Source organism: Nostoc foliaceum FACHB-393 (genome assembly GCF_014698505.1).
Lineage (GTDB): Bacteria > Cyanobacteriota > Cyanobacteriia > Cyanobacteriales > Nostocaceae > Nostoc > Nostoc foliaceum_A.
The window spans coordinates 1-22,666 of record NZ_JACJTD010000083.1 but is presented as its reverse complement, the minus strand read 5'-3'; the positions used below and the strand labels follow the sequence as shown (position 1 = coordinate 22,666).

Annotated in this window: 22 protein-coding genes and 1 pseudogene; 16 read left to right on the top strand and 7 right to left on the bottom strand. The window is 41.0% G+C overall.

Features of this window, described 5'->3' with window-relative positions; genetic code table 11:
* Positions 1-568 precede the first annotated feature (568 nt).
* Both H6G92_RS34155 and H6G92_RS34150 read left to right on the top strand, forming a co-directional pair.
* Positions 569-1,279 (top strand): Crp/Fnr family transcriptional regulator, encoded by a 711-nt coding sequence (locus H6G92_RS34155; protein WP_242059429.1) that lies wholly within the window; start codon positions 569-571, stop codon positions 1,277-1,279.
* A gap of 241 nt (positions 1,280-1,520) precedes the next feature.
* Positions 1,521-1,868: a hypothetical protein gene (locus tag H6G92_RS34150; protein ID WP_190900745.1), complete on the top strand. Its 348-nt coding sequence runs from the start codon at positions 1,521-1,523 to the stop codon at positions 1,866-1,868.
* Positions 1,869-1,901: 33 nt separating this feature from the next.
* Here the strand turns inward: H6G92_RS34150 and mobV are convergent, their stop codons facing one another.
* Positions 1,902-3,623 (bottom strand): MobV family relaxase, encoded by a 1,722-nt coding sequence (gene mobV, locus H6G92_RS34145; RefSeq protein WP_190900743.1) that lies wholly within the window; start codon positions 3,621-3,623, stop codon positions 1,902-1,904.
* 472 nt (positions 3,624-4,095) lie between these two features.
* Here mobV and H6G92_RS34140 point away from each other — a divergent pair, with 472 nt between their 5' ends.
* The 3 genes from H6G92_RS34140 (at position 4,096) to H6G92_RS34130 (ending at position 6,430) form a co-directional block, all read left to right on the top strand.
* On the top strand, positions 4,096-5,430 hold the full coding sequence (locus tag H6G92_RS34140) for a ParM/StbA family protein (RefSeq protein ID WP_190900741.1): 1,335 nt from the start codon (positions 4,096-4,098) through the stop codon (positions 5,428-5,430).
* Complete coding sequence (locus H6G92_RS34135) at positions 5,405-5,890, top strand: hypothetical protein (RefSeq protein WP_190900740.1); 486 nt, start codon at positions 5,405-5,407, stop codon at positions 5,888-5,890. The genes H6G92_RS34140 and H6G92_RS34135 overlap by 26 nt, the downstream gene beginning before the upstream one ends.
* Before the next feature lie 75 nt (positions 5,891-5,965).
* Complete coding sequence (locus H6G92_RS34130; RefSeq protein WP_190900738.1) at positions 5,966-6,430, top strand: hypothetical protein; 465 nt, start codon at positions 5,966-5,968, stop codon at positions 6,428-6,430.
* A gap of 795 nt (positions 6,431-7,225) precedes the next feature.
* Here H6G92_RS34130 and H6G92_RS34125 read toward each other — a convergent pair.
* The 3 genes from H6G92_RS34125 to H6G92_RS34115 form a co-directional block, all read right to left on the bottom strand.
* Positions 7,226-10,102: a two-partner secretion domain-containing protein gene (locus H6G92_RS34125; protein ID WP_190900736.1), complete on the bottom strand. Its 2,877-nt coding sequence runs from the start codon at positions 10,100-10,102 to the stop codon at positions 7,226-7,228.
* A 399-nt stretch (positions 10,103-10,501) separates the two neighbouring features.
* Complete coding sequence (locus H6G92_RS34120; protein WP_190900734.1) at positions 10,502-10,735, bottom strand: hypothetical protein; 234 nt, start codon at positions 10,733-10,735, stop codon at positions 10,502-10,504.
* A gap of 494 nt (positions 10,736-11,229) precedes the next feature.
* The gene (locus tag H6G92_RS34115) at positions 11,230-11,763 is read right to left on the bottom strand and encodes an N-acetylmuramoyl-L-alanine amidase family protein (RefSeq protein ID WP_190900731.1); all 534 of its coding nucleotides are present in this window, start codon (positions 11,761-11,763) and stop codon (positions 11,230-11,232) included.
* A 290-nt stretch (positions 11,764-12,053) separates the two neighbouring features.
* On the opposite strand from H6G92_RS34115, the gene H6G92_RS34110 reads away from it, so the two are divergent.
* From H6G92_RS34110 to H6G92_RS34085, 6 genes are all read left to right on the top strand, one after another.
* Entirely contained in the window at positions 12,054-12,695 is a 642-nt protein-coding gene (locus tag H6G92_RS34110) for a ParA family protein (protein ID WP_190900729.1), read from the top strand.
* 2 nt (positions 12,696-12,697) lie between these two features.
* Positions 12,698-12,931 (top strand): hypothetical protein, encoded by a 234-nt coding sequence (locus tag H6G92_RS34105; RefSeq protein WP_104910315.1) that lies wholly within the window; start codon positions 12,698-12,700, stop codon positions 12,929-12,931.
* A 158-nt stretch (positions 12,932-13,089) separates the two neighbouring features.
* Positions 13,090-13,302: a hypothetical protein gene (locus tag H6G92_RS34100; RefSeq protein ID WP_242059428.1), complete on the top strand. Its 213-nt coding sequence runs from the start codon at positions 13,090-13,092 to the stop codon at positions 13,300-13,302.
* 10 nt (positions 13,303-13,312) lie between these two features.
* Complete coding sequence (locus H6G92_RS34095; RefSeq protein ID WP_179076101.1) at positions 13,313-13,570, top strand: hypothetical protein; 258 nt, start codon at positions 13,313-13,315, stop codon at positions 13,568-13,570.
* Complete coding sequence (locus H6G92_RS34090; protein ID WP_190900727.1) at positions 13,567-13,974, top strand: type II toxin-antitoxin system VapC family toxin; 408 nt, start codon at positions 13,567-13,569, stop codon at positions 13,972-13,974. Before H6G92_RS34095 ends, H6G92_RS34090 begins: the two co-directional genes overlap by 4 nt.
* A 39-nt stretch (positions 13,975-14,013) precedes the next feature.
* Positions 14,014-14,274 carry a hypothetical protein gene (locus H6G92_RS34085; protein ID WP_199345092.1) on the top strand — a complete coding sequence of 87 codons (261 nt, stop codon included), beginning with the start codon at positions 14,014-14,016 and terminating at the stop codon, positions 14,272-14,274.
* 14 nt (positions 14,275-14,288) lie between these two features.
* Here the strand turns inward: H6G92_RS34085 and H6G92_RS34080 are convergent, their stop codons facing one another.
* Positions 14,289-14,633, bottom strand: coding sequence for a hypothetical protein (locus H6G92_RS34080; protein WP_190900725.1), 345 nt, complete (start codon positions 14,631-14,633; stop codon positions 14,289-14,291).
* 195 nt (positions 14,634-14,828) lie between these two features.
* Between H6G92_RS34080 and H6G92_RS34075 the strand changes: the two genes are divergently transcribed.
* Positions 14,829-15,533 carry a hypothetical protein gene (locus tag H6G92_RS34075; RefSeq protein ID WP_190900723.1) on the top strand — a complete coding sequence of 235 codons (705 nt, stop codon included), beginning with the start codon at positions 14,829-14,831 and terminating at the stop codon, positions 15,531-15,533.
* A gap of 48 nt (positions 15,534-15,581) precedes the next feature.
* Here the strand turns inward: H6G92_RS34075 and H6G92_RS34070 are convergent, their stop codons facing one another.
* Entirely contained in the window at positions 15,582-16,574 is a 993-nt protein-coding gene (locus H6G92_RS34070; RefSeq protein WP_190900721.1) for a tyrosine-type recombinase/integrase, read from the bottom strand.
* A 58-nt stretch (positions 16,575-16,632) separates the two neighbouring features.
* Positions 16,633-17,044, bottom strand: a pseudogene (locus H6G92_RS34065) (four helix bundle protein).
* Positions 17,045-17,486: 442 nt separating this feature from the next.
* On the opposite strand from H6G92_RS34065, the gene H6G92_RS34060 reads away from it, so the two are divergent.
* From H6G92_RS34060 to H6G92_RS34045, 4 genes are all read left to right on the top strand, one after another.
* Complete coding sequence (locus tag H6G92_RS34060; protein ID WP_206758850.1) at positions 17,487-17,681, top strand: hypothetical protein; 195 nt, start codon at positions 17,487-17,489, stop codon at positions 17,679-17,681.
* Positions 17,682-17,910: 229 nt separating this feature from the next.
* Positions 17,911-20,340, top strand: coding sequence for an RNA-binding domain-containing protein (locus tag H6G92_RS34055; protein ID WP_190900716.1), 2,430 nt, complete (start codon positions 17,911-17,913; stop codon positions 20,338-20,340).
* Positions 20,333-21,712, top strand: coding sequence for a tetratricopeptide repeat protein (locus tag H6G92_RS34050; RefSeq protein ID WP_190900714.1), 1,380 nt, complete (start codon positions 20,333-20,335; stop codon positions 21,710-21,712). Before H6G92_RS34055 ends, H6G92_RS34050 begins: the two co-directional genes overlap by 8 nt.
* 187 nt (positions 21,713-21,899) lie before the next feature.
* A complete protein-coding gene (locus H6G92_RS34045; RefSeq protein WP_190900713.1) occupies positions 21,900-22,169 on the top strand; it encodes a hypothetical protein in 270 nt (89 codons plus the stop codon).
* The last annotated feature ends 497 nt before the right edge of the window (positions 22,170-22,666 follow it).

The window sequence follows — 22,666 nt, the reverse complement described above, 5'->3', positions numbered from 1 at the left end:
TTGCAACCATGTCACTCGCATCTATGACGACAATACCAGCAAATATAAAGATCATTTTTATGGGAGTTTGGTTCGCGAATGACATTCGCGAACCAAACTCCCCTTCCCACATCCCGTGAAAAGTCAGGTCAGCCTATATGACACGCTTCGCAGACAAGCAGCTACACAGGCGCTGCTTGTAAGAAGTAAGAAATAATTAAGCCTGCAAAATTTTCGTTATTGCTGAAAACCCTATTAATCAAAGTTTTAATTAGCCATTACCCCAAATCAGACATTGGGCCAAGATGGATGTATTTAGTAATTGATAACTGTTCCTAATAACTGTGCAGTGGCGTGCCTGTTGACGGAGGAATAGGAATCTTAGGGGTGTAGACTGTCCATAATAGAGGCAGCAAGGCTAATGCTACTCGCACACGATTAATAGCTTTAGCTATTATGTTAGGTAGCTAAGATAATAGTTTTAGCTGTTACACAGCTTTAATATTCGTTGAATTGTAACTTGCTTAACGTGAGCATTAGTAATGCTAAAAACATTGGTAGTACACAACCACACTGCACTGTGTCACACTTGCCTAATACTAAAAACCTTCTGCTTGCTGCTTTGTCGCCTGATGTATACGAGCATCTCAAAAACAACATGGAGCAGGTCGAGCTTTCATCCGGCTCGATACTTAACCGCCCCAACGAAACCATCAACGAGGTCTACTTCCCTCTCACCTGCCTGATCTCGGTAACAATCACAATGATGGATGGCATGACGGTTGAAGCCGGAGTGGTCGGCAGCCGCGAGATGGTAGGGATCAACGCCTTCATGGGCGGTCGGGAGACGACGCAGACTGAGTACATCGTCCAGGTTCCGGGCAAAGCGATGAAAATGAAAGCAGATTTGCTGCTTTCGGAGTTCGATACCAATAAATCGCTGCGCGACGTGATGCTGAAATACACGCAGGCTTATATGGCGCAAATCTCCCAAAACGTTGCATGTAACCGCCTTCATACTATAGAACAACGCATGGCCCGATGGCTGCTCGAATCGAGTGACCGTCTTGCCTCGGATGAACTGTTCCTGTCGCATGAGTTCCTCTCCAATATGCTGGGCGTGCGCCGTTCTGGTGTTACCGAGACAGCCCAGCGTCTTCAAGAGAAAGGTCTCATCCAATGCAGCAGAAAGAAAATCAAAATCATTGCTCCGCAGAGCCTAGAAGAGACCTCCTGCGAGTGTTATGGGGTAATCAAAGACGAATACGACCGCTTGCTAAGGTTTAAGCTAGAAAGATAAAGCATGGCTTCATGTGTAGTTTGCTAATGATAATAAATACAAAACAAAAACGTTAGAATTTCAGCGTAATTGTTGAAATCTAGGTAAAGCTATAGAGACTCTCATGCAATTAGGGAGCAAGTTGAGTTAAAACATCATCACATCAATATATAGTTGCGCTACACGTTAGGGCTAGAACGTGTAATGCAAATCAAATTTTAAAACTCTTATAATACTACATAAATATTACAAAACTGACTAAATGGAAGAGACAGTAACTCTGTACCGCCCAACAGGGCCCAATGAGTTGGAGCTAGTGAAACAAAGCGGCTACAAGAAATGGCCGCCGCGACTGCCAGAACAACCGATTTTTTACCCAGTGACGAACGAGCAATATGCAAAAGAAATTGCTACTAAATGGAATGTTCGAGACAGTGGCGTGGGTTATGTGACGCGCTTTCAAGTCAAAAAAGAATTTATGGATAAATATGAAGTTCATCAAGTTGGAGCTTCATATCATACAGAATGGTGGATTCCAGCCGAGGAACTAGAACAATTGAACGAAAACATAGTGGGTACTATTGAGGTCATTGGCGAATATACAGCCTGAAACGAATGGCATTGACTACTTTTGTTATTTCTATTAAAGACTCAATTCATCATCCTGCTGTTGCTGCTGCTGTTGCCTTAACTGCTGCCCATAATCTTTTAGCAGCTGATTCCAATCACTGGCTTTAGATTTTTTGATTTGGGACTGTGGCATTAGTTCTAATACACGCTGTGCTGCCGCATCAGAGCTTTTATCGTTACCAAACGCCACCACTATATTAGGAACTTTCTGCAATCGCTCAAGTGGTAAGCTCTTAATGTCATCAATAGCCATATAGACTGTTCGTTCGGGTGGGACATCGCCCCTGATCAGATATTCCAGCATGGCTCTTGAGATAGCATCGATGGGGGACTTGCACAGAATCGCTGTTGAGGTTTTATCGGTAGCCTTGCCCCCCAAACTGAAGTAAAACCAGCTATCACTGCGAAGTGTTCCTTTAGAGTACCCCTTAAAACTGTTGTTCTCGCCCCTAGTTCCCCGTAAGAATGCACCGTTACGTTGACCATCAAGATTCCGCATGACAAAAACAGCATTTTGTTGCTGATCAGCGTAAACAAGTCCCAGGTTTTGAAGCATTTGCACACAATCAGAGGGGATGCCGCGTTGTTGGGTGAGGTAACGTTCAACGGCAGACCAGTTAGCTTTATCTTCAACGGGCGGGGTGAATTGGGGACGGGGTTCAGTCTGGATAATGTCACTTGCCCTGTTCTTAACGTGAGCGATCGCCGCACGTTCTACCGAGGCTGACCCAAATCGCTCATCTAACCAGACAACCGCCTGCCGAAAATTGCACTGATTAACGTGCATTACCAAATCAATCGCACCGCCAGAGCCTTTGGAGTGTTCGGGAGCAAAGTCATAGAACTTGGGCCCATCTATATTAATGATGTGTCCGTGACCCCGCCACCGCTCACGCTCGTAATTTAGCCCCAGTTCCCAAGCGACATCCTCTAAAGCCAAGTCGCGTAGTTGTTGAGTTTGCTGCTGCCAAAAAGCTACTTGTGCCTCTAATTCCTTGATACGCTTATCTTTGAGTTCATTTTCAAGCGCCAAAGCTTTAGCTGTAGCTTCCATCTGTTGTTTTTTGGCTTGCGCTCTGTCCCGGTCGGCAGCTTTGGCTTGCAATTGCAACTGGGTGAGGCTGGTATCTGGTTCTATGCCAGAATTAACAACGCTGTAAAAGTCCTTAATGTCCTGGTGTTGCGCCCTACTGCCCTTAATGCCACGCTCTAACCCCAGATGTTCTGTAGCCTCGGAGTAGGAATCTTGAAACTGCCTCATCAGATAGCGACCGTCAAAAAAGTGCTTGGCCCTCAGTTGCCCTTTCTCATCGAGGGGGACAAAGTAAGCGTGAATATGGGGTGTCGCTTCATCCAAGTGTAATTCTGCCCTGACAATGCGTGAGCCGTACCGCGAATCTAACCATTGTTGTGAAGCAGCCAGCCAGGAGTCAACTTTATCCGGATCATAGTAACCCGCTTGTGTTGGGCAGTTGGGACGGAAATATTCGGGGCTGGCAGTCAACAAAATCTCAGTGCAGTAAACCGCATCGGGGCGAATCTTCCGTTTCTGCTCCCCTATTTTTTCCATCACCAACTGGTCTAATGTCACAGTTGGGTTGTTAGTGCCAATGAATCTGATATTTTGTTTATCTGAATCAGCGTTGGGCGTTTCTCGCTGACGTGCGGTGTGCGCTTCACTGCCTGCCAAGTTACTGCGCTTGAGCTTTTTAATCCTTGCAATAGCGTAAGCCATGCCACTTTTTGAGTGATTGAGTGCAATTGCGTCGCAGACCCCACGGAACCTTTTTGTTTCGACCGTCAGGGAGAAATGGCGCAAGCCACCCGTCAGGGCAAAAAGGTGTAGTGGGTACACCTAAATCATAGCAAACCAGCGCGAAATTCCTCCGCCATTGTCCCCAACCGCACAGTCATAGTCTCTGTGCTGTCACTGCGCTTGTGGCTACTGCCGCAGTTCAAATGTAGCTACAAGCGCAAGCGCGGCTATTTTACTGCTCTTAGTGCCGCACTTATATCTACAGCTTGTTGCACAGCCTATGCACAATTTTACTGTCTGGTAATTGGGCAGAAAATCTCGTTTCTTTTAACTAATTGCACAGCTTATGCACAGAAAACGCCGTTAAGTTGTGCAAACTTTATACAGACTCATGGGCAATATTTCGCTGCTTACGCTAGAGTGCAGTTAGCCCTCAAATATCAGCATAAAAATGGCCTCACATATTAATCTTGCTGTATCTATAGATGTCGGTGGCTCTGGCACAAAAATTATTTATAAGTCTAATGGTTGGAAGGAGCCACAGTTAATAGTCATGTCTCCTGAAGTGGAACAGATAACGAAGGCTGATTTTCAACGTTATCAGGACAATCAGGTGTGGAACGGTATGCCTCTGCCAGAACACCAAGCCTACTTAGAATGGCAGGACAGCATCTTTATTGTGGGTGAATTTGCTCTTGAATTTGCGGCGGTGGATCGGATTCATGAGCGCAAATACGAAAATGCCTTATATAAGGTACTGGCGGCGGTGGGTGTAATTCTACAAAAACATAATGTCGCGATCAAAAAGCGAAACGCCGAGTCGCCAAAAATCATATTAGATTTGGCATTTTTGCTGCCTTGGAATGAATATAACGATCACAAACGTTTCTTTTCGCAATTACAACAGATGTTGAAAGCCTTTAAATTTCGTGGTCAGGCTTGGGACATAACGCTAAGTGAGAATTTTTTGTGCCGTCCAGAAGGGGCGGGACTATTAGGCATATATACCAAAACCAAAGGAGTGAGTTGGTTTCAACAAAATCAAGTCGCTATTTTAATGTTGGGTCATCGCAACACAACATTACTTTGTTTTGATAAGGGGATACGCAAGAGTGCCGATAGCCCAATGCTGGGGTTTAGTTCTTTATTAGATGATGTCTGCTCACGAGTGTCAGGGATTGGACGTGACCAACTGGCACAGGCGATATTTGAGGCTTTGTATGAGGCGAAAAATGAAATATATGAATATGAGCCGCCACATGTGAACACAAAACATCCCAATTGGCGCAAATTGAAGGCAATTCAACTGTTAGCCACGGCGCGGGATGAGTCTTTACGGCAGCGCGAACTGGAAGATATTGTCGTGGCTCTTGTGGCGGCGACGAATGCTTATTGGCTGCGCTTGAAAAAGTGGTTGGAGAAAAATCTACCAACATGGCCAAAACAAATAATTATCGGTGGCGGTGCGGCGGCTTTCATCGAACCGGAGCTAGAGCATTATTTCAACTGTGTACCTTGTGGAACTAATGAAAAAAAGCTATTTCGGGGTGAACGCGCACCAACCTACAGACAGAAAACGAATTATTCCCAACAAGAAATAGGGCCTTATGCTCAGTTGGTGTGGTTGTCGGAGATAAATCAGCAAATTGAGCGCACTTTTAAAATTGGTTTTGGGCCAAACAGGGGGTTAGCGTTTCGATTAATCGATTGCTTTGGCATGATGGATCAGCTATTGGATAAAACTAAAGAGGTTGTAAAAAGTGACAAGAGCGAAAAAACTGCGTAAGAGTCTGTCACTGCCTCGCTTTCAACCGATGGAAAATACGCCTTTAGCTGTGGTGGCTGATTACCTCAATTCTTTGGAGGTAACTGTTGCTAAGAGATTGCTAGAAGAAATGTTGGTGATGTATTTTCTGCCACGCGCTCAGTATAAGTTGGGGGGTTGCGAAAAGCAGCAATTGACAAATTCATATTTAATTTCACGGCGAATGGCAGAAAGTCATTTTGGCATTATGGCGCTAGAGTTGGGGCTAGAGGCGAGTGTTTATAGCTGTGTGTCTGTGCCATTAAATGCGGCTCCAGCACAGAGTGCAGTGTCAGTGGCAATCGCTCAAAAGGACGGCACTGGGGATAGTGCGAATCTATCAACACTAACGCCATCAACTGTTGAGCAAGCACAAACTCATCATTCAAGTTTGATTGCTGGTGAAGAATCAGTTGATTTAATGGATCAGCTGTTTAGTTGATTTTGATGTTTCAATCTCAAACTGAGCGTTTTCTCTAGTAAAAACATTGCTAACAATAACTAGGTAGGCGGCTAGATGAATCCCATATCTAAAAAACGCTTGTCTCTAACTATGCGGCTTCAGCCTTATGAGGGTGATGTTTTAGCGGAAGTTGTTGATTACTTGAACTCGTTGCCCAAGGATGAGGCACAGCGTAAGGTGGCTGATATCTTAGTGGCTGCTTTCTTGCCAGTGGCGCGGTATTCGAGCGGTTCCTTTACGCCAGAGCAGATCCGTTTTGCTTGCTGGTCAGCGCAGGACTCGTTGAATAAACACGGCAGTTATATGCGTTTTGCTCTGGGTGTGGAACAACCACAGTTTGTCTTGTCACAGCCTGCTTTGCCTGCACCTGTAGTTGCGGTCAATGCCCCAAGCTACAAGAGTAATGTTTTATCCGAGCCTGAGCTTGAGGGGGAAGCGACTGATTCAATCAGACCTGCTTCAATAGTTCAAGGTCAGGCTTCGTCTCAAGAATTAGATGCGATTTTTGGAGGAGATTGAGCGAACAATATCTGAACAATAGCCGCCGCAGTTGTAGCTGTTAACTGTTAGGCGGCTATTGTCGTGCTTATGTAGTTTGTTGGTAGTCTTTTTTGAGGGCTATTTTTTTCTTTTTCGGTTTTGGCTGTCAAAAACTTTCCGCCAAATATGGCGTACTGTGCGTCAAAAAAAGATGGATTACAAAGTTTATGCGCTAATTAGCGTGTTTAAAACTCGTTGGCAAATATGGGGATAAATCGGGTGACTTTTGGGATTTATTGGGAATTATTGAGCTAATGAGAATTTGGTGACTGGAAGATGTTGAAGAGGTAAAAAAATCAGGGATGAATTTGAATTTGCGTTCTGTAGAATTGGGATATATTGAGTTTAATTGGTAAGAATTGGTAAGAATTGGTGAAAATCGAGAATTTGGGCGATTTTCGGTGTCATGCACAAAACAGCCAAATCAAAGCACAATTGTAATCTTTCACAAGATTTATTTACAAAAGCTGAAAGCATTACGGTATAGGCGTTTTCGCCTTTTCGGAATAATTCTTAATAAGGGGTCAAAAACGGGGTAAATTTTTGTAGATTTAATGTTGAGTCTTGATTCTGTTTCAAGGAGAATGCTCAACGTTTACTTTGAAAGTGATCAACTACGATAGTCAAGCGATCGCGCATCTTGTGGTCAACCTAATCCAAGATAAAATCAGGAACGAAAAAATGAAATTGATGATGAGCCAAGGGTAAGCTATGGAAGTCAAAAGCGAAGTGACAATAAAATTTAGTGGCGAACTACCAACAATATCTCAAATTCTAATTAGCAGCGCAAGATGTAGGGGTGAGCGAGGAGTTATGGGGCGTTGCAGTCGGTACTTTAGCAACCAAAACCACGTTACCATTGGCATCGATTACCCAACCTTGGGCTTCCACAATTTGAGTAGGTTGATTGACAGAATTAACCTCCTGTAATTTTTCTTCTGTGTTTCGCTGTTTGTGAATAACCGCTCTTTTTTGAATACCGTCAGCACGATTCTTCGTCTCTGGAGAGAGCGTGATCCAATCTACTACCACTGCATCATCAGCTATCAATGGCTCCGTAGGATCGGCTACTACTCCTCCACGCCCAGTAGCAATAAACGAACTCCTTCCTGTTTTTCCACCAGAATTACAATCAGCAACAATTTGCTGCGAAGCATCAACCAGATTTACAGGCAATTCCACTAATCCTTTACTGGGGTCAGCATCTGGTGAGTTGATTTGTACTGTGCCATCTAATGAAGGGTTCTGCCGAGAAAACGCCGTGATGTCATTTGTTCGCAAATTATTCGGGTTTTTTTCGCCTGTTGGATCAAGCCTTTCTATGTCTGCACCTGTGCGTGGCACGAATCCAAAGATGTTTTTAGTGGTGATGTCAATCTCACCACCAGAGCCAAAGTTGGCATTGGCGGTGATATCGCTATTTCCGAAGGGAGGGGCAACAATGAAGCCCGACGGTGCATTGATGGTGATATTACCACCATCTCCATCACTCCCGGCATCAGTGGATATTTGACTGTTGCGGCGCATGAGTAATAAGTCCCGCACTTGTAGTGTAATATCTCCACCCTCACCTGATGCGGTTTCAGATGTGAGTTTCCCTTGGTTGTCCAAACTGATGTTATGTGTATTTACATCAAGATTGCCTGCATCTCCTTTTCCCTTGCTACTAACGCTTACTTGAGCTTCATTTTGGACAATCAATTTTTGAGTGGCGATCGCTATGTTCCCTCCTGAACCTGTAGAGTTGGTTCGGGTACTAGCAAACAGCCCACTAGCAGCTCCTTCATTTTGAACTCTCTTCTCTTCCTGAAAAATGGGGTTAATGCTTCGTTGAGCGAAGGTGGGGTCACTTCCAGAAAGTGTAATGCTGTCAGTAGCGTTAACAGTAATATTGCCTGCTTTCCCAGAACTGCTAGCAATAGTGATAACTTGTCCACCATTAATGGCTTCAAAGGTAGTTGCGTCAATAGTAATGCTACCTGCATTACTCTGATTAAGAGTTTGACTATTCACAATACCACCATCTGTTATACGAAAATGCCTCGTATTAACGTTAATATTGCCTGCTAGACCTTCGGCACCTGTCTCGGTAGCTGTAAATAAGCCACTAGAAAAACCTGTTTCAGGACTACTGCCTGAAATAGTCACAGAATCAGATGCATTGACTGTGATATTTCCCCCATTGCCCTGCCCTCCAAGGTTTTCTGCCCTTTGACTGAGAACAGAAGCAGCTATTTGAGACCCGCCACTTAAGGAGAGCGCTTGAGTGGTGATGTCAATCTCACCACCATTACCTACTGCTCCGTCTGACACAATGCTAAAAATTCCACTCTGTGTGAATGATTCGAGAGAGACAAGATCCGAAACCTGCACTAATATGTTTCCGGCATTTCCCCGTCCAAAGGTTCCGGTATTCACAAAACCCCCATCCCTTATAGAAAGTTCCCTAGCCGTGATTTTGATGTTGCCACCGTTACCTATTCCTGTTTCTCCCACACTGCTGTCTAGACGAGAATTGTCACCAACAATTGTAACAGTGCCATTAGGGACATCAATGTTTACGTTCCCAGCATTTCCTTCACCAAAAGTCACAGCTTGCGCTTGACCACCGTTGCTTAAAAACAGCGATCCAGCCTTAATATTGATGTTGCCACTATTGCCCTGTGCTCCAGGTCGCACTCTGTTGAGGATTCTACTATTGTTGGTGACTGTCACTGCTTTGGTAGCATTGAGCGTAATATCTCCAGATTGACCGCCAATTTCCCCTGGATTTATCCCGCTAAAAAGCCTAGTTGTATTTCCTGAAATGCCTATATTTCCTGCATTGACCGTGATACTACCGCCACCATTAGCAGTGACATCAACTCTAGCTCCATTGGTCAGAAATACATCTGCTAATGCGGTATTTTCAGGAAAACTTAAGCGGAAATTGTTGTTATCAATATCTAACCCTATTACTCCTGGTTCAGCCAATCCTCCCAATTCCACTCGACCGCCAAAAGCGTTTAATCTTCCTCCGTTTAAGTTTACCTCCCCACCAACAAGTAGCAAACTCTGTCCATCAGGAACCTTAAGCCCAAGAACATTTGAGCCTGTTGAATCTACTCCCGATGATGCAATTGATCTGTTCTCGATTAGCCCGTTAGCACTTTGATAGAACAAGGCTGAAGGATTGACTGTCAATAATGGAACCTCAGAAGCAGAAGCCCTAAAAAAGCCCTGATTGCCAAATTGAATAGCATTAGCTGTAGTCCCTACAAATGACCCCCCAACTTGCAGCTTGGCATTCTCTCCAAACATAATCCCATTAGGATTTATCAAAAACAGGTTAGCGTTACCTCCTGATACGCCTAATGTCCCAAGAATATTGGAGCGTTCATTCCCTGTTACCCGAGTCAGAATGTTCTTGACTCCCGGATCAACGAATAGAACTGTTGCTCCTGCATCCACATTAAATTGAGAAAAACTGTGAAAAAGATTGCTGCCACGTTGAAGCCCACCACCAATATTGCAAGTTCCAGTACATGTGTCTAGTGTGGTTGGGGTAGTTCCATCTATCTGGATAGATTGAGCCTGGACGGTAGTGGTTGCAGTTACTAAACACAGGGAGATACCGCAAGCACTCCACAACATATAAAAGCGTTGTTTCATAAACAAATTACGAAAAAATTACGGCTCCATTGGCTCTTTTATCGAACTTAATACTATTAACTTGTTGCTTGACAGCTTTAAAAGCTTATAGGGAAAGACTTACATGATTTCCATGTGCATTATTTGATAATAAGCTTAGTGGCTCTAGCATAAAAGAAGCGGTAGAACCAAGATTACGAGTCAACCGGAACATGAAATCTTGAGGTCGTAGAAAGCAGGGCAAACGCACAGAATTTATGAAAACATTGCTGGATTAGGATTTTGATGAAAAAATAGCCGAAATGATAAAACGCCCCAACCCTTGCTATTAAAGAATTATTATACTTTAGATGCGTTTGCCAAGACTTGGAAAGTAAGTAATAGTTGCGTCTTGATGATCAGCAAAAGCAATGCCCAAAACTACACAATTACTTCAGACATAATCTCTGGTGGAGAAGACATAATCTCTGGTGGAGGAGGCGGAGGCTTTATCGTTCCATCAGCAATTAATATTGCTCCGTCTTCCTGCATGAGGTCATTTTCTGACTCAATAAGGGTAGTATCATTTGTTCCACTATTATTAGGTTCTGTTATCTCTTCTTGTAGAGAAGATTGTTTTGCCTCAGTAAGATTAGGATCAATCTTTCCATTCATGACTTTTCCTCTAAGTTAAAAACGCTACTGTCAATTAGTGACTCAGGTTGATTTGTGAAAATTACGCATTGTGTAACAAAAGTTTATATTGTTCTACTCAATTGCCTCAAGGTTTTGATGATCAGGGCTGACGAGCAAATTTCAACAAAAGCCATAAGGTATTGGCTCTTGTTGAAGTAGTTTTAGCCCTGTATTCCACGAATGACTAATTATGTGGAATACAGCGCTTCCGGCTATTATGCAATATAGTTTTCTCCTTGCCCCTCTCCTATCATCGCTTTCAGCTTTTAGGATGTACCTCATAGCTACCGGAAGTGCTGTATCTTACTGTGGTTAGCTGGTTAAGATGTTTATTTGTACTAGAACTTTAGATTCTATATTGAATTATGTCGAGCAATTGAATGAATATTGTCTAGATTGAACCACATGAAATCATCAATACAATGCTTACCTAGCAAGGTTTTCAGCCTTAGCATAACTTTCGGAATGGATGCTCATTTATCCCCGATACTAGATGTAATAGCTTTTGCAATTTTTTCTTGATTCTCCTTCTCTGACAAGAATTTTAGTTGAGTGGGATTACTAATGAACTCACATTCAACTAGAATAGCTGGCATATTTGTTTCTCTTAATACCTGAAAACTATCTTCTCTAATTCCTCTATCTTTATGAGTTGAAAAAGTATTAGTTAAACTTTTTTGTACAGGCTCGGCAAGTTTTCTGCCCGCAGTTGAGCCAGGGAATATCCATGTTTCAATCCCCTCTGCATCATTGTTTTTGAATGAATTACAGTGAATACTAATAAAAATATCTGCATTATTCTGATTGGCGATTTTTGCTCTATCGGCTAAAGATACAGCCACATCTTTATCTCTTGTGAGAACCACTGTATGTCCTTTGTCTTCGAGTTCTGTTTTCAAGAATAAGGAAATGGACAAAGTAACATCTTTTTCATTTAAGACAAATGGCTCTTTACCGATAGCGCCGGGATCTGTTCCACCGTGACCTGGATCAATACATATTTTCATTATTCAGTTCCTGATTATTCTTGTTCTGATGATTTAACAGTGGATATGAATGGACTTATGCAAACTTGTTAGGTTAATTAGCAGCAATTATCATAATGAGAATTGCTGCCTTTCCTGCCAAAATGATTATCATTCTTATTTAAACGTGTATTAGCGAAATAACGAAATTGTGTTTTCGTTATTTCGCTATTTCGCTAAAACCAAATTTCTTGCTTAAACGAAATTTCTCTGTACGATTAAGCGAAAACACGATATAACTAATTCGCTATAGGGCGAAAGGACGAAATTTGATGACCGTATTGGTGGGTGTCATTTCTCAAAAAGGGGGGGTAGGTAAAAGCACCCTTGCTCGGCTTATTGCTCGTGAATATGCTGCTGCTGGCTGGGATGTAAAAATTGCTGACCTGGATATTTCTCAAGGTACGAGTACGGATTGGAAACAACGCCGCTCAGTCAATGGTATCCAGCCGGAGATTGCTGTTGAACCATTCCGCACTGTTGCTCAAGCTCTGAAACACGCCTCGGTTTATGACCTCATGGTTATGGACGGGCCACCGCATTCTATGCAAGGGACACTGGAAATTGCCCGTGCAAGTGATTTACTTGTCCTGCCCACAGGCTTATCACTGGATGACCTCAAACCGTCTGTACTGTTGGCGCATGAATTGGTCAACGCCAAAATTCCTACGGATAAAATTGTTTTTGTTTTATGTCGAGTCGGCGATCGGGAGAATGAAATTGAGGATGCCCGATCATATATTCATAAAGCTGGATATGTCACAGTGGTTGGCTCAATTCCAGAAAAGACTGCTTACCGTCAGGCAAGTGATAACGGTCGTGCTGTTTCTGAGGTCACGTTTCCTACTTTGAAGCAACGGGCAGAACAAGTAGCCCAAGGAATTATTGATCTATTGAGTGAGCAAGAGTCCTAATTATGTCAACTAAACCACCTCCACCACCTCGCAAACCAAGCAAAGGTGAACCCCCTAGCATTAAGGAAACAAAAGATAACTTGGAGAAGCCCGATCCAGGGGAAATTTCCAACTTAAATTTTAAAGTGCCTGCCGAGTTTAAAAAGGATTTTAAGATTGCGGCTGCTACCTACGGTTGTACCCAAGTCGAGCTATTGCAACGGATTTTTAAATACTGGACAGATAATCATGGCTAATCGTTATTTCGTTCTTTCGCTAAATCACGAAATAACGATGGCGCTCTTAAGTGATGACAGCGATCGCTCTTTTACCACTTGTAAATACTCCTTGTTCACGAGGGAGGGCTGAAACCCTTGTTTTTAGTTCATTTCCAAAAGTTTGTGATTGACTGGTAATGAACGAAAACGATAATTTGGTGTTGACACCAGGGCGATATGTAGGTATTCCTGATGAAGTGGAGGATGGGGTGAGCTTTGAGGAGAAAATGAGTGAGCTTACAATGGCATTAGGTGAGCAAATGCGAGAGGGGCAATTGTTAGATGAGGAGATTAAACAGCAATTGTTAAAGGTGGGATTTATCGTTAGTGATGAGTTAGTTGATTTTTAAGGAGATGAATATGACTCAAGTTATTTTGAAACAGCTTAATCCCATTGTTATAGAAAAACTAAAACGTCTGGCTCAGAGTCATCAGCGGACTTTGGAAGAAGAAATCACATCAATCCTTGAGGATGTAACGGAAAATACACCGATAATTACATCTAAAAGTAGGGACTGGTCGCCTGGTTTTTTTGAGCAGACTTGTGGTGGTTGGCAGGGGGAATTGTTAGTTAGAGAGCCTCAGCCAGAAGCACAGGAACGAGAGCCGCTATTATGAGTTATTTGTTAGATACTAATGCCTGTATTCGGTATCTTAATTCCAGTAATAATCCAGTTTTTTATCGCTTAAATTCACTGCCACCAGATGATATTTTTCTGTGTGATATTGTAAAATTTGAGCTTTATTACGGAGCTTATAAAAGTTCTAATAGAGACAAAAATTTGGCAACATTAAAGATATTTTTTGATGAATTTGTTAGCTTACCTTTCGATGGTCAATCGGCAGATATTTGTGGTTATATTCGTTCTGAATTGAATAAAAAAGGAACACCAATTGGAGTTTATGATTTACAAATTGCTTCAATTGCCCTTGCTAATAATTTGGTGTTGGTAACTCATAATGTGGGAGAGTTTAGCCGTGTGGAAGGGTTGCAGTATGAAGACTGGGAAGTTGCGGTATGAACTAATAAAAATGCCAAACTTATTTTTAAGGAGATGAATATGACTCAAGTTATCTTGAAACAGCTTAATCCTATTGTTATAGAAAAACTAAAACGTCTGGCTCAGAGTCATCACCGGACTTTGGAAGAAGAAATCACATCTATCCTTGAGGATGTAGCAGAAAAAGAGGAAGAACAAACAAGGTCTGAGGGCTTTTGGGATATGACTTTACAATTTAGAGAAAGGATGCAGCAGGAGAATATTACTTTTGATGATGCAGATTTTGCGGATCTGCGCGATGCCTACGGCGAGCGCAGCTAGCGCTCTGTCCACAGTCAAGAATTAATGGTTGCTAAAAGTTCTTCTTTTCTTTTTTCTAATTCCGAGATTTTTCGGTTCAAACTTCGGATTTCTGTATTGATTTTTGATAATTCAGCTTTGCACTTTTGAGTTTTTAAATAATCCGACCCATATTTTTCAATGATAAAATCTTCTACCTCATTCCTTAAGAGTTTGAAGCAGGGATTTCCATATAAAGTATTGTGCCGATATTGCAATTTTCCTGATTTGATAGCCTCAAGAATTTCTGCTAGATCAAGGTTAAATTCTTTTTGGGCTGTTTTATCGCTCAGAGTAGCTCCCTTTTGCCCCCAAGGGGAATTGTCTTCTTCATGATTCATATAGGACTTAGTTTAAAGAACATTGAACGAGATGCTCCCATGAGAACAGGTACTAAGTGTATTAAAACATCTATGTAGCACAACGGTATCCTAGCATTCCGTTTAAGAGATAAATCCACGCGAACAGTATGTATCAGCCTTGTCCCTTTGTTGCTAAATTGAGCGTATGTCTGCTCAACCTCAAGGAGCAAAACCATGCCATTTGACATCAATCAACTCAATAATCTCGACTACGACGAAGCTGAACCCCTTCTTGCCGACTACATAGATGGTGTAGTCGAGCAGTTCGCCAAGTCTCCTGAAGGAGAAGCTTATGCCCAAGAACACCCTGAGTTCGGTGGATGGATTGCCACTTTCACAGAAATGTCCTACATCTACGAAGGATTCACCCTGCCCAAGATGACTAAGGCAGACGCACAAATCGTTATGGAACATATTCTTCCGCGCAAGCTCACGCTGATGCACCGATCAGAAGCAGAGGATGCCATTTCAGAACTGGTCGCCTTTTGGAACTTCTTGAAGCGGGAGTATAACTTTCGTAGTGCCGGGGCAATCGCAACCTACCTTGCCAAAATCGAAGGCAAGTTCACAGACTGGATGTTTGATCCAGCGAAAGGGGGTATGGCAAAAAGTTTTATTACGAGTGGGATGCAAGCCGGGTTTGACATGACGAGCGAAGAAGGGATAGCAGCCTTTCAAAAAGCTTATAACCAGCAAATCCTAAGAGAAGAACCAAACAACTCTTTTCTTCAGCAATTAGGCAGTCTGTTCACCGGCTCAGAAAGAGAAGCACAGGAAACTGTGTCTAGCTCCAAATCCTCTAAAGAAAAACCGAAGACCAACACAAAAGGATTTGATTCACAGAATTTAGGCAAGAAATCTAAGGGCAAGAAAAGGTAATTAATCTGAAGTTAACACCATACTTTCAACCTCATCTTTAGGTCTTTTCTAAATCAATTCTGATATCGAGTCGCTCATCTGCTTTTGTAAACGCTGGCGGTTATCATCATATTTCAACACCGTCTGCACCTGAGCGTGTCTGCTAAAGCGCTGGGTAGCGCGGTAGTTACCATTATTCAGATCCAATACTGTAGTAATCGCACTGTGGCGGATGCGATGGGGTGACATCTTCTTAGTAATTCCAGCTTGCTTGCAAAGCCCATCCACCAGTCGCCTGATTGCCTCCCCGGTTAATCTCGATCCATTCTTGTGGTATGCCAGCACGGTGAAAAGCGGTTCATTGCTACGTTTCTTCTTACTTGCTTTTATCCAACTGGCGATTGCGTCGGTGGTTCTGTCCGATAGGTCAAGAACTTCCTTCTGGCTACCCTTGCCTTTACCCAGGATAAAGAGAGTTTTTTCCTTGGCGTTGAAGTCAAGCACATTCAAATTGACTATCTCCTGACGACGCAAGCCATTATCCCAAAGTAACCGCATAATGGCATAATCGCGCTTGCCCTTAAGGGTACTGCGGTCAACCAACGCTATAACTAAAGCATAGTCTTCGGCTGGAATGCCCATTGTGTCCCGGTAGGTTTCGACCTTCTCACCTTTGACATCATCCAGGGAGAAATTGCAGACTCCCAGCCGTCGCCCCATCTCAACCATTGACTTGATAGCACTAAGGCGACGATTCACCGTAGCTTCAGCCAGCTTTTTCTTAATCAGGTGCGCCTTGTACTTGAGAACCACAGCGACAGCATGACGTTGTTCCAGGTGAAGAAACTCTAGAACCAAATCCCGGCTGGGTTCTTTCTTGACAACGAAATTGAAAAAATCTTTCAAGTCTTTTTGGTATTCGCGCTTGGTGTTGGGCGATCGCTTATCCCCAATCAGCTGCTGAATTACATCAGGATCATTCTCTAAGGAGAAATCTTCCCCGATCGCTAACGCCAGCGAGTTTTCTAGAACAGTAATGTTTTCGGGGTGGATCGATGTCATCGTTTTAAGCAGGGGGGCAGAGGGGCAGGGGAGCAGGGGAGCAGGGGAGAGAAGATGCCTAATTTTTCTTCATTAGCCAGGGGGTTGGGTTGTTAATCATGTTTACGCTTGCTTCCTAGAACTTGGTTGTAAATTCCATACAGTTCTCGACCTGTATTAATCTCTAAATAATTACATTTAACAGCAAACTCTATCCACGTCTGGGTTTCAGCCGCTTCAGCTTGTCTACGACACGCTCCGCGAACGCAATCATTCAATTTTGCTACAAATGCTCCTTCATATCTGCGCTGACGCCAAGCCTCGGCTAAATTAGCACAAATAGAACGCGACGACCGACGAATTTGGTCAGTGAGCGAGTAACGCTCCTCAACAGGAAACTTTTTAGATACCTCAAATATTTTCATCGCGGCATCAAACGCCGTTTGATAGACCTTCAAATCCTTGTGATTCTTAATTGCTTCTCTTTCCATCTCCCCTGCTCCTCTGCTCCTCTGCTCCTCTGCCCCCCTGCTTCCCATCTTAGTTGAAGAGGTGTGTTTTTTGCGCTAAGTGGTGCGAAAACCTCTATTGTCGCACTATCTTGCAGTAAGGCTGGGGGAGGAGGTTGGGGAGTTATTGTCAGTTGATTGACAATTTTTCCGGGTGATGAAGAGAAATTAAATTAGATGAAAGTGTAAGGGCTGACGATTTGACTAAGTAATAATGCTGTATGAATCTGGAAATTGCGGTTTTGCCCTAAGCGAAATCAGGAGAGTCCCGTCCGCTGTGGTGAAGCGATCTCGCCACCGTAGATGGGCGGTTACGCCATCGCTCTTTGTGGGGCATTGATATCAGAATTGATATCAATCCTTCCCTATGCAGGTTGTGGGGGCGGCTAGTAAAGTAATCTCATTTCGGCATCATTTAGCCGAAGTGTCAGCACTAAAAGGGCAGAAGGCAGAGGGTGATGAATCACTAAACCAAACTGCGGCACGGCTGCTTAGGGATATCCTTGGCAGGTCTACAGCCTCTTCATTCTTAGTCGTTAGCGTACATTTTGCTTCCAATGCTAGTCGCACGCTGTATTTAGAAAACCCTAGAGAAATTAATCATGCTTGGTGGACATGATCACACGAGAGCGCGATCACTTCAATGGCAGATATACAAGGCGAACACTACCACGGGTATTATGTGTGTTATAGTATACATCAAAGAGTTTAATTGTAGGAGTTTTTTCAATTCAATTTGTCAGCATAATTTGGCTTTAAATGAAAAAAATCAGTATAAATAATTACTTTTTTATTGCGTTTTATCCGTTGTGTGTAATGAATGTTTGCCAGTAAACTTGGGGGTTTAAATGTCTGAAGCATCAATTGTGAATCACTCTGATTTTGAAAAACTTTTGTTAAAACCCGAGGGATTTGTAATTGATTTTAAAAGAGGACAGTATTGTCTAGATACTCAAGAAAATAAAGCAAGTTGCATTAAAGATATTATAAGTATGGCCAATACAATTAGGGAGGGTAGCGCCTATATTGTAATGGGCATTGAAGATAAAGATGGCACAAGAATAAAATATAAACATGGAAATACAGATTTGGCTTATCAGTACGGTATTACAGAACTACTTGATGATAATTATTTTCAAAGTTTAGTAAAAGATAAGGTTAATCCTAAGCCAAAATTTCTTTCTTATATCTATACAGATGAGCAAAGCAACAAATTTGGAATTATAGAAATTTTTATTATCAAAGGAATTAAACTATTTCGTCCAGTAAAAAATTATGGAGGGAAAAAGCTAGAAGCTAATGTATTGTATCATCGTCGTGGTTCAAGCAATGAGCCTGCTTCAGCAGATGAAGAAGAAAGAATCTATAGATGGTTTAATGAGATAGAAAACCCACCTTGGAATGAGTTTTACTCAGCTTGCCACAACTTTGATGATAAGGGAAGACTATTTATACTTATATCCAGACCAGAATTAAATTTATCCAATGAGCAGTTAGCTCTTTTAGCTCGAATAAATTGGTCTTTAGTTATTGATTTTAATCCTAACACTGAATTTGATGGTTTATATGCAGCAGTAGCAAACGAACTTAAAGAACGAAGGGCTACACACTTATTTAAACTAGGAGATAAGCAAGTATTTGTGCCTGAATTAGCTACCTATTGGTTTGCAGCACAAGGATTATCTGATTTAGATAAAACATTGGTAGGTAGTAGTTGGCGTGACTGGAATAGAAAATATTCAAATTATTTAAGACAATCGTTAATCGAGTTTTATGAAGCCTCTGCAAATCGCCCAGCTACGATCGTAATTCTCTGGGATGAACCAGATTACATACGAACTTTATGTGAGGCAATTGACAATGCGTTTGAAGATGCAGCCAATTATATTTTTGCAATAGAAGATTCATCTTCCATTGCCGCTGTAATAAAATCTTTTGGTGAATCTTTCCAGGCAGATGTTATAGATATTACTCTGCCTCAAATTCTTGAAGGTTTACGTAAAAATTTATCCCAGCCTAAGTCAAGTAAAGATAGCGAGCAAGTATGGCTACCATCACTGCATGGAGCTTCAGTCTCATTGCCGATAGACGATTTACGGTTGATTCAAGAGGATTTTGAGATAGTTCATTTGAATGCTGCTAAACAACAAGATGAAAATCAAACAAATAATTATGAATTTTATCGTGGGATGACAGTATCTTGGTTTGATTTAGACCTTCATCTTGACGCAACGAGAGAGATTACAAAAAGTATTATTAAACAAGTACAAACTGATTTGAAATCGAGGAATGCCTATCGTATTAATTTTTATCATGAACCTGGAGCAGGAGGTACAACAATTGCTAGACGTGTAGCTTGGGATTTACACGAAACTTATCCAACATTTTTGTTAAAAAGGATTCGTAGTAGAGGAGCCATCAATCGACTTGATGCAATAGAAAAAACTTATATGCGTATTCGTAAAATATATGATCTGACAGAACAATCAATCTTAGTAGTTGTCGAAGCTTCTGATATTGGCGATTTAGATAAAATTGATAGACTCTATACATCGGTGAAAAGCGACTCATTACCAGTAGTTTTTCTAATTGTACAAAGAAATATTTATAAGCCTTCGACTTCTCAATTTCAACGGAGATTTTTTCTAAATTCTACTTTAAATGAAAATGAATGCAGAAGATTTTTAGAATTATATGCTGCCAAAGTTCCTGAAAAGCGTTCAGAATTAGAAAAAATTATGTTGCAGGGAACATCAAATCAAAAAACACCTTTCTATCTTGGATTAGTTACTTATGGTGAAAATTTTCTCAGTTTACCTACATATGTAAAGCGGCGACTTGAGAAAGCACTAGATAGTCAACAAGAAATTATAGTATACCTTGCAATTGTATATCATTATTCACAAAAATCATTATCGTCTCAAATTTTTGTTCCGCTATTGGAAAAAGATAATTCTAAATTTAGTAGAAATAAAGTAATTAGACTGGAAAAACTTATTCCAAAAACATTATTAGATTTATTATTATGTGAAAATGATGTTTATTGGCGTCCACTTCACGAATTGATTGCTGTCGAAATTCTAGAGCAAGTTCTATCTAGCGGTTTTAAAGAAAGACGTAATTGGACACAAAAGTTATCCGAATGGTCTATAAAATTTATAGAGATATGTGCTAAAAATAGCCGCATTCAAAGTAATGAAATACTAGAGTTGTTAACTCGGTTATTTGTTATTAAGAATAATCAAGAAGTTATGGGTAAGGAGGAGTTGGATGATTAATCAAAATGCATATAAAAATGAATTTAATAATAAAAAGTTTTCTGACTTGATTGAAAATATTCCTAGCGCTGAAGGGAGATTGGAAGTTCTGAAGTGTTTAGTAGAAAATTTTCCTGATGAGGCTCACTTTTGGGGCCATCTTGCTCGCTTTTACAGTATTGCTTTAAAGCAATATAAAGAAGCATTAGAGGCTGTAGAAAAAGCCATTAATTTATCCCCAAGCGACCACGTTCTCTACCATATGAAGGGAATGTGTCTGCGTTCAAAATTATATGAATTGATGGATGAGTGTAATAATAAAAATAGTTGCCATCCAGAAAAAATTGAAGAAATTGAAAAATTAGTGATTGATGCTGGTAAACAGTTTAGCCAGACTAGAGAAATTGATCAAAATAACGAACCGGGTTACATTTCACATATTCAAATGCTAATTCGGGTTATTGAGTTTGGATATAGTGTATCTAACAAAGCTAATATAGAAGAATTTATAGCTAGTGATTCATCTGGATGGTATCTTGAACTTTTAGACTTAGCAGAAGACCTTCTAGAAAATGTACGTCGATTAGGAGAAGGCGAAAAATCTGACAAATTTGTAATACAGTGCCAAGGAAATTTGGCTAATTTATACGGTGATTATAATCAAGTTATTCAGCGTTGGAATAGCCTTTTAGATGATAGGAATATATATCATCCTCCTATTCGTCGTCAGTTGGTTAGAGCTTATATTGCTAGACGTTCAAATTCTTGGAACGAATTAAAACCAAAAGAAATTGATAGAGTTATTCAATTATTAGAGCAAAATCTTCTTCAAGAACCTGAAAGCGACAAAAATATACGTTTATGGTTCCAAGCAACACGTCGTTATTCAAGGGCGAATATTGACACTGCGATTGAAAAATTAACTTATTGGAGAGGAAATACTGGCGCTCTTGATGCAACTTACTATTTATATATTTTATACGTAATAAAAGCATTGAATGGTTCTACTTTAGCTGTTAAGAGTGCCCAAGAGCTTATACGTAAAAGTCTTGAAAAATCTGAAAATTTACGGAATCGTAATTTTAGTTTTGAATGGTATGGTAATGAACATGAAAATGGAATTAAAAAGTTAATTGCCCATAAAGAATTAGGTGATAAAGATAAAAATACAGAGTTTTACAGAGATGTTTCCAAATTGTCATTAGTCTCAGGACGTATCACCAGTTTTAAAGGTCGTAAAGCAGGAACAATACAGCTAGCCTGTGGTCTTGAAGCTTTTTTTGTTCCCAGTAGAGAAGGCTATACACAGGATAAAGATAATAATAAACGAGTAAAATTTTATTTGGGATTTAGCTACACTGGGCTTCGAGCCTCGAAATTACAAGATGCATGATAACTACAAAAAAACTCAAGCACTAAGTTGCGGTATTCACGTAATTCAAATATCAGCGTTGCTGAATTTGAATATGAATTGAAATTTTTGACCTAAAAGAATTAATTTTTGCATGGCATTGACATACAGTATCATGTGAGTTGCAGAATAATCATCGAAATCTATCTGGTTTAAAGGATTTAGATACATGGGAGAAGCCAAGCGTCGTAAACAACTCGACCTCAACTATGGAAAACCAAAACCTGAAGAAATTATTGGCGGAAAACCTGAATCAGAGTGGAGAGAAAAACTGAGATACTCTGCTCATCAATGGAAACAAATTCAACCATACTTTCGGATAGTTGATAAGTATGAAGATGTTGATGACTCTTTGGATGGAGTATGGATTTATAAAAAGGATACAGGCGAAGAAATGATATCTTTCACTGGTCGATTTGCACAGGAAAGATTTGATTGAATGCCTATGGATGTAAATTTTAAAAATATAGTAGATTAATGAAAAGTAACACTTTTTACTACAAAATTTTCAAGTAGTTCAATAGATAGCTTAACCTACTTGTACCAATATTTTGAGCTTGAAGTGAATAATCTTTTAATCTTTGATAGTCTTAAGCAACCTATTTCTAAAAAAATTCAAAGCTATTTGTCTGGTAATGAATTGTACGTATTAGATATTTATTAAAAAATTAGCTTGTACTTACTTATTTTGTAAAAAAACCAAACCCCTGTTAGAGAATGTTACTGCTTGGGAACCCTAAAATGCAAAGCCATGAGGCTATTGATGGGATGTGGGTGCAATGAATTTTACTAGCAATTCTAGGGTTATGGGGCGGCTTTTACAGGAACTATCGTGGGTTGGTAGTACGATTAAAGAATATCGAGATGGTGGACGAGGATTTGAAAACGTTCTCACTGCTGAAGTATTTCTTGCATTAGACTTTCTTCCTCGTCAAT

What these genes read in the sequence shown, in the direction of transcription:
- H6G92_RS34100 (WP_242059428.1), top strand. Translation starts at nt 13,090, where the DNA reads ATGAACGAAAACGATAATTTGGTGTTGACACCAGGGCGATATGTAGGT.
- H6G92_RS34095 (WP_179076101.1), top strand. Translation starts at nt 13,313, where the DNA reads ATGACTCAAGTTATTTTGAAACAGCTTAATCCCATTGTTATAGAAAAA.
- H6G92_RS34055 (WP_190900716.1), top strand. Translation starts at nt 17,911, where the DNA reads ATGTCTGAAGCATCAATTGTGAATCACTCTGATTTTGAAAAACTTTTG.
- H6G92_RS34105 (WP_104910315.1), top strand. Translation starts at nt 12,698, where the DNA reads ATGTCAACTAAACCACCTCCACCACCTCGCAAACCAAGCAAAGGTGAA.
- H6G92_RS34075 (WP_190900723.1), top strand. Translation starts at nt 14,829, where the DNA reads ATGCCATTTGACATCAATCAACTCAATAATCTCGACTACGACGAAGCT.
- mobV (WP_190900743.1), bottom strand. Translation starts at nt 3,623, where the DNA reads ATGGCTTACGCTATTGCAAGGATTAAAAAGCTCAAGCGCAGTAACTTG.
- H6G92_RS34090 (WP_190900727.1), top strand. Translation starts at nt 13,567, where the DNA reads ATGAGTTATTTGTTAGATACTAATGCCTGTATTCGGTATCTTAATTCC.
- H6G92_RS34045 (WP_190900713.1), top strand. Translation starts at nt 21,900, where the DNA reads ATGGGAGAAGCCAAGCGTCGTAAACAACTCGACCTCAACTATGGAAAA.
- H6G92_RS34085 (WP_199345092.1), top strand. Translation starts at nt 14,014, where the DNA reads ATGACTCAAGTTATCTTGAAACAGCTTAATCCTATTGTTATAGAAAAA.
- H6G92_RS34125 (WP_190900736.1), bottom strand. Translation starts at nt 10,102, where the DNA reads ATGAAACAACGCTTTTATATGTTGTGGAGTGCTTGCGGTATCTCCCTG.
- H6G92_RS34080 (WP_190900725.1), bottom strand. Translation starts at nt 14,633, where the DNA reads ATGAATCATGAAGAAGACAATTCCCCTTGGGGGCAAAAGGGAGCTACT.
- H6G92_RS34115 (WP_190900731.1), bottom strand. Translation starts at nt 11,763, where the DNA reads ATGAAAATATGTATTGATCCAGGTCACGGTGGAACAGATCCCGGCGCT.
- H6G92_RS34110 (WP_190900729.1), top strand. Translation starts at nt 12,054, where the DNA reads ATGACCGTATTGGTGGGTGTCATTTCTCAAAAAGGGGGGGTAGGTAAA.
- H6G92_RS34150 (WP_190900745.1), top strand. Translation starts at nt 1,521, where the DNA reads ATGGAAGAGACAGTAACTCTGTACCGCCCAACAGGGCCCAATGAGTTG.
- H6G92_RS34130 (WP_190900738.1), top strand. Translation starts at nt 5,966, where the DNA reads ATGAATCCCATATCTAAAAAACGCTTGTCTCTAACTATGCGGCTTCAG.
- H6G92_RS34120 (WP_190900734.1), bottom strand. Translation starts at nt 10,735, where the DNA reads ATGAATGGAAAGATTGATCCTAATCTTACTGAGGCAAAACAATCTTCT.
- H6G92_RS34070 (WP_190900721.1), bottom strand. Translation starts at nt 16,574, where the DNA reads ATGACATCGATCCACCCCGAAAACATTACTGTTCTAGAAAACTCGCTG.
- H6G92_RS34140 (WP_190900741.1), top strand. Translation starts at nt 4,096, where the DNA reads ATGGCCTCACATATTAATCTTGCTGTATCTATAGATGTCGGTGGCTCT.
- H6G92_RS34050 (WP_190900714.1), top strand. Translation starts at nt 20,333, where the DNA reads ATGATTAATCAAAATGCATATAAAAATGAATTTAATAATAAAAAGTTT.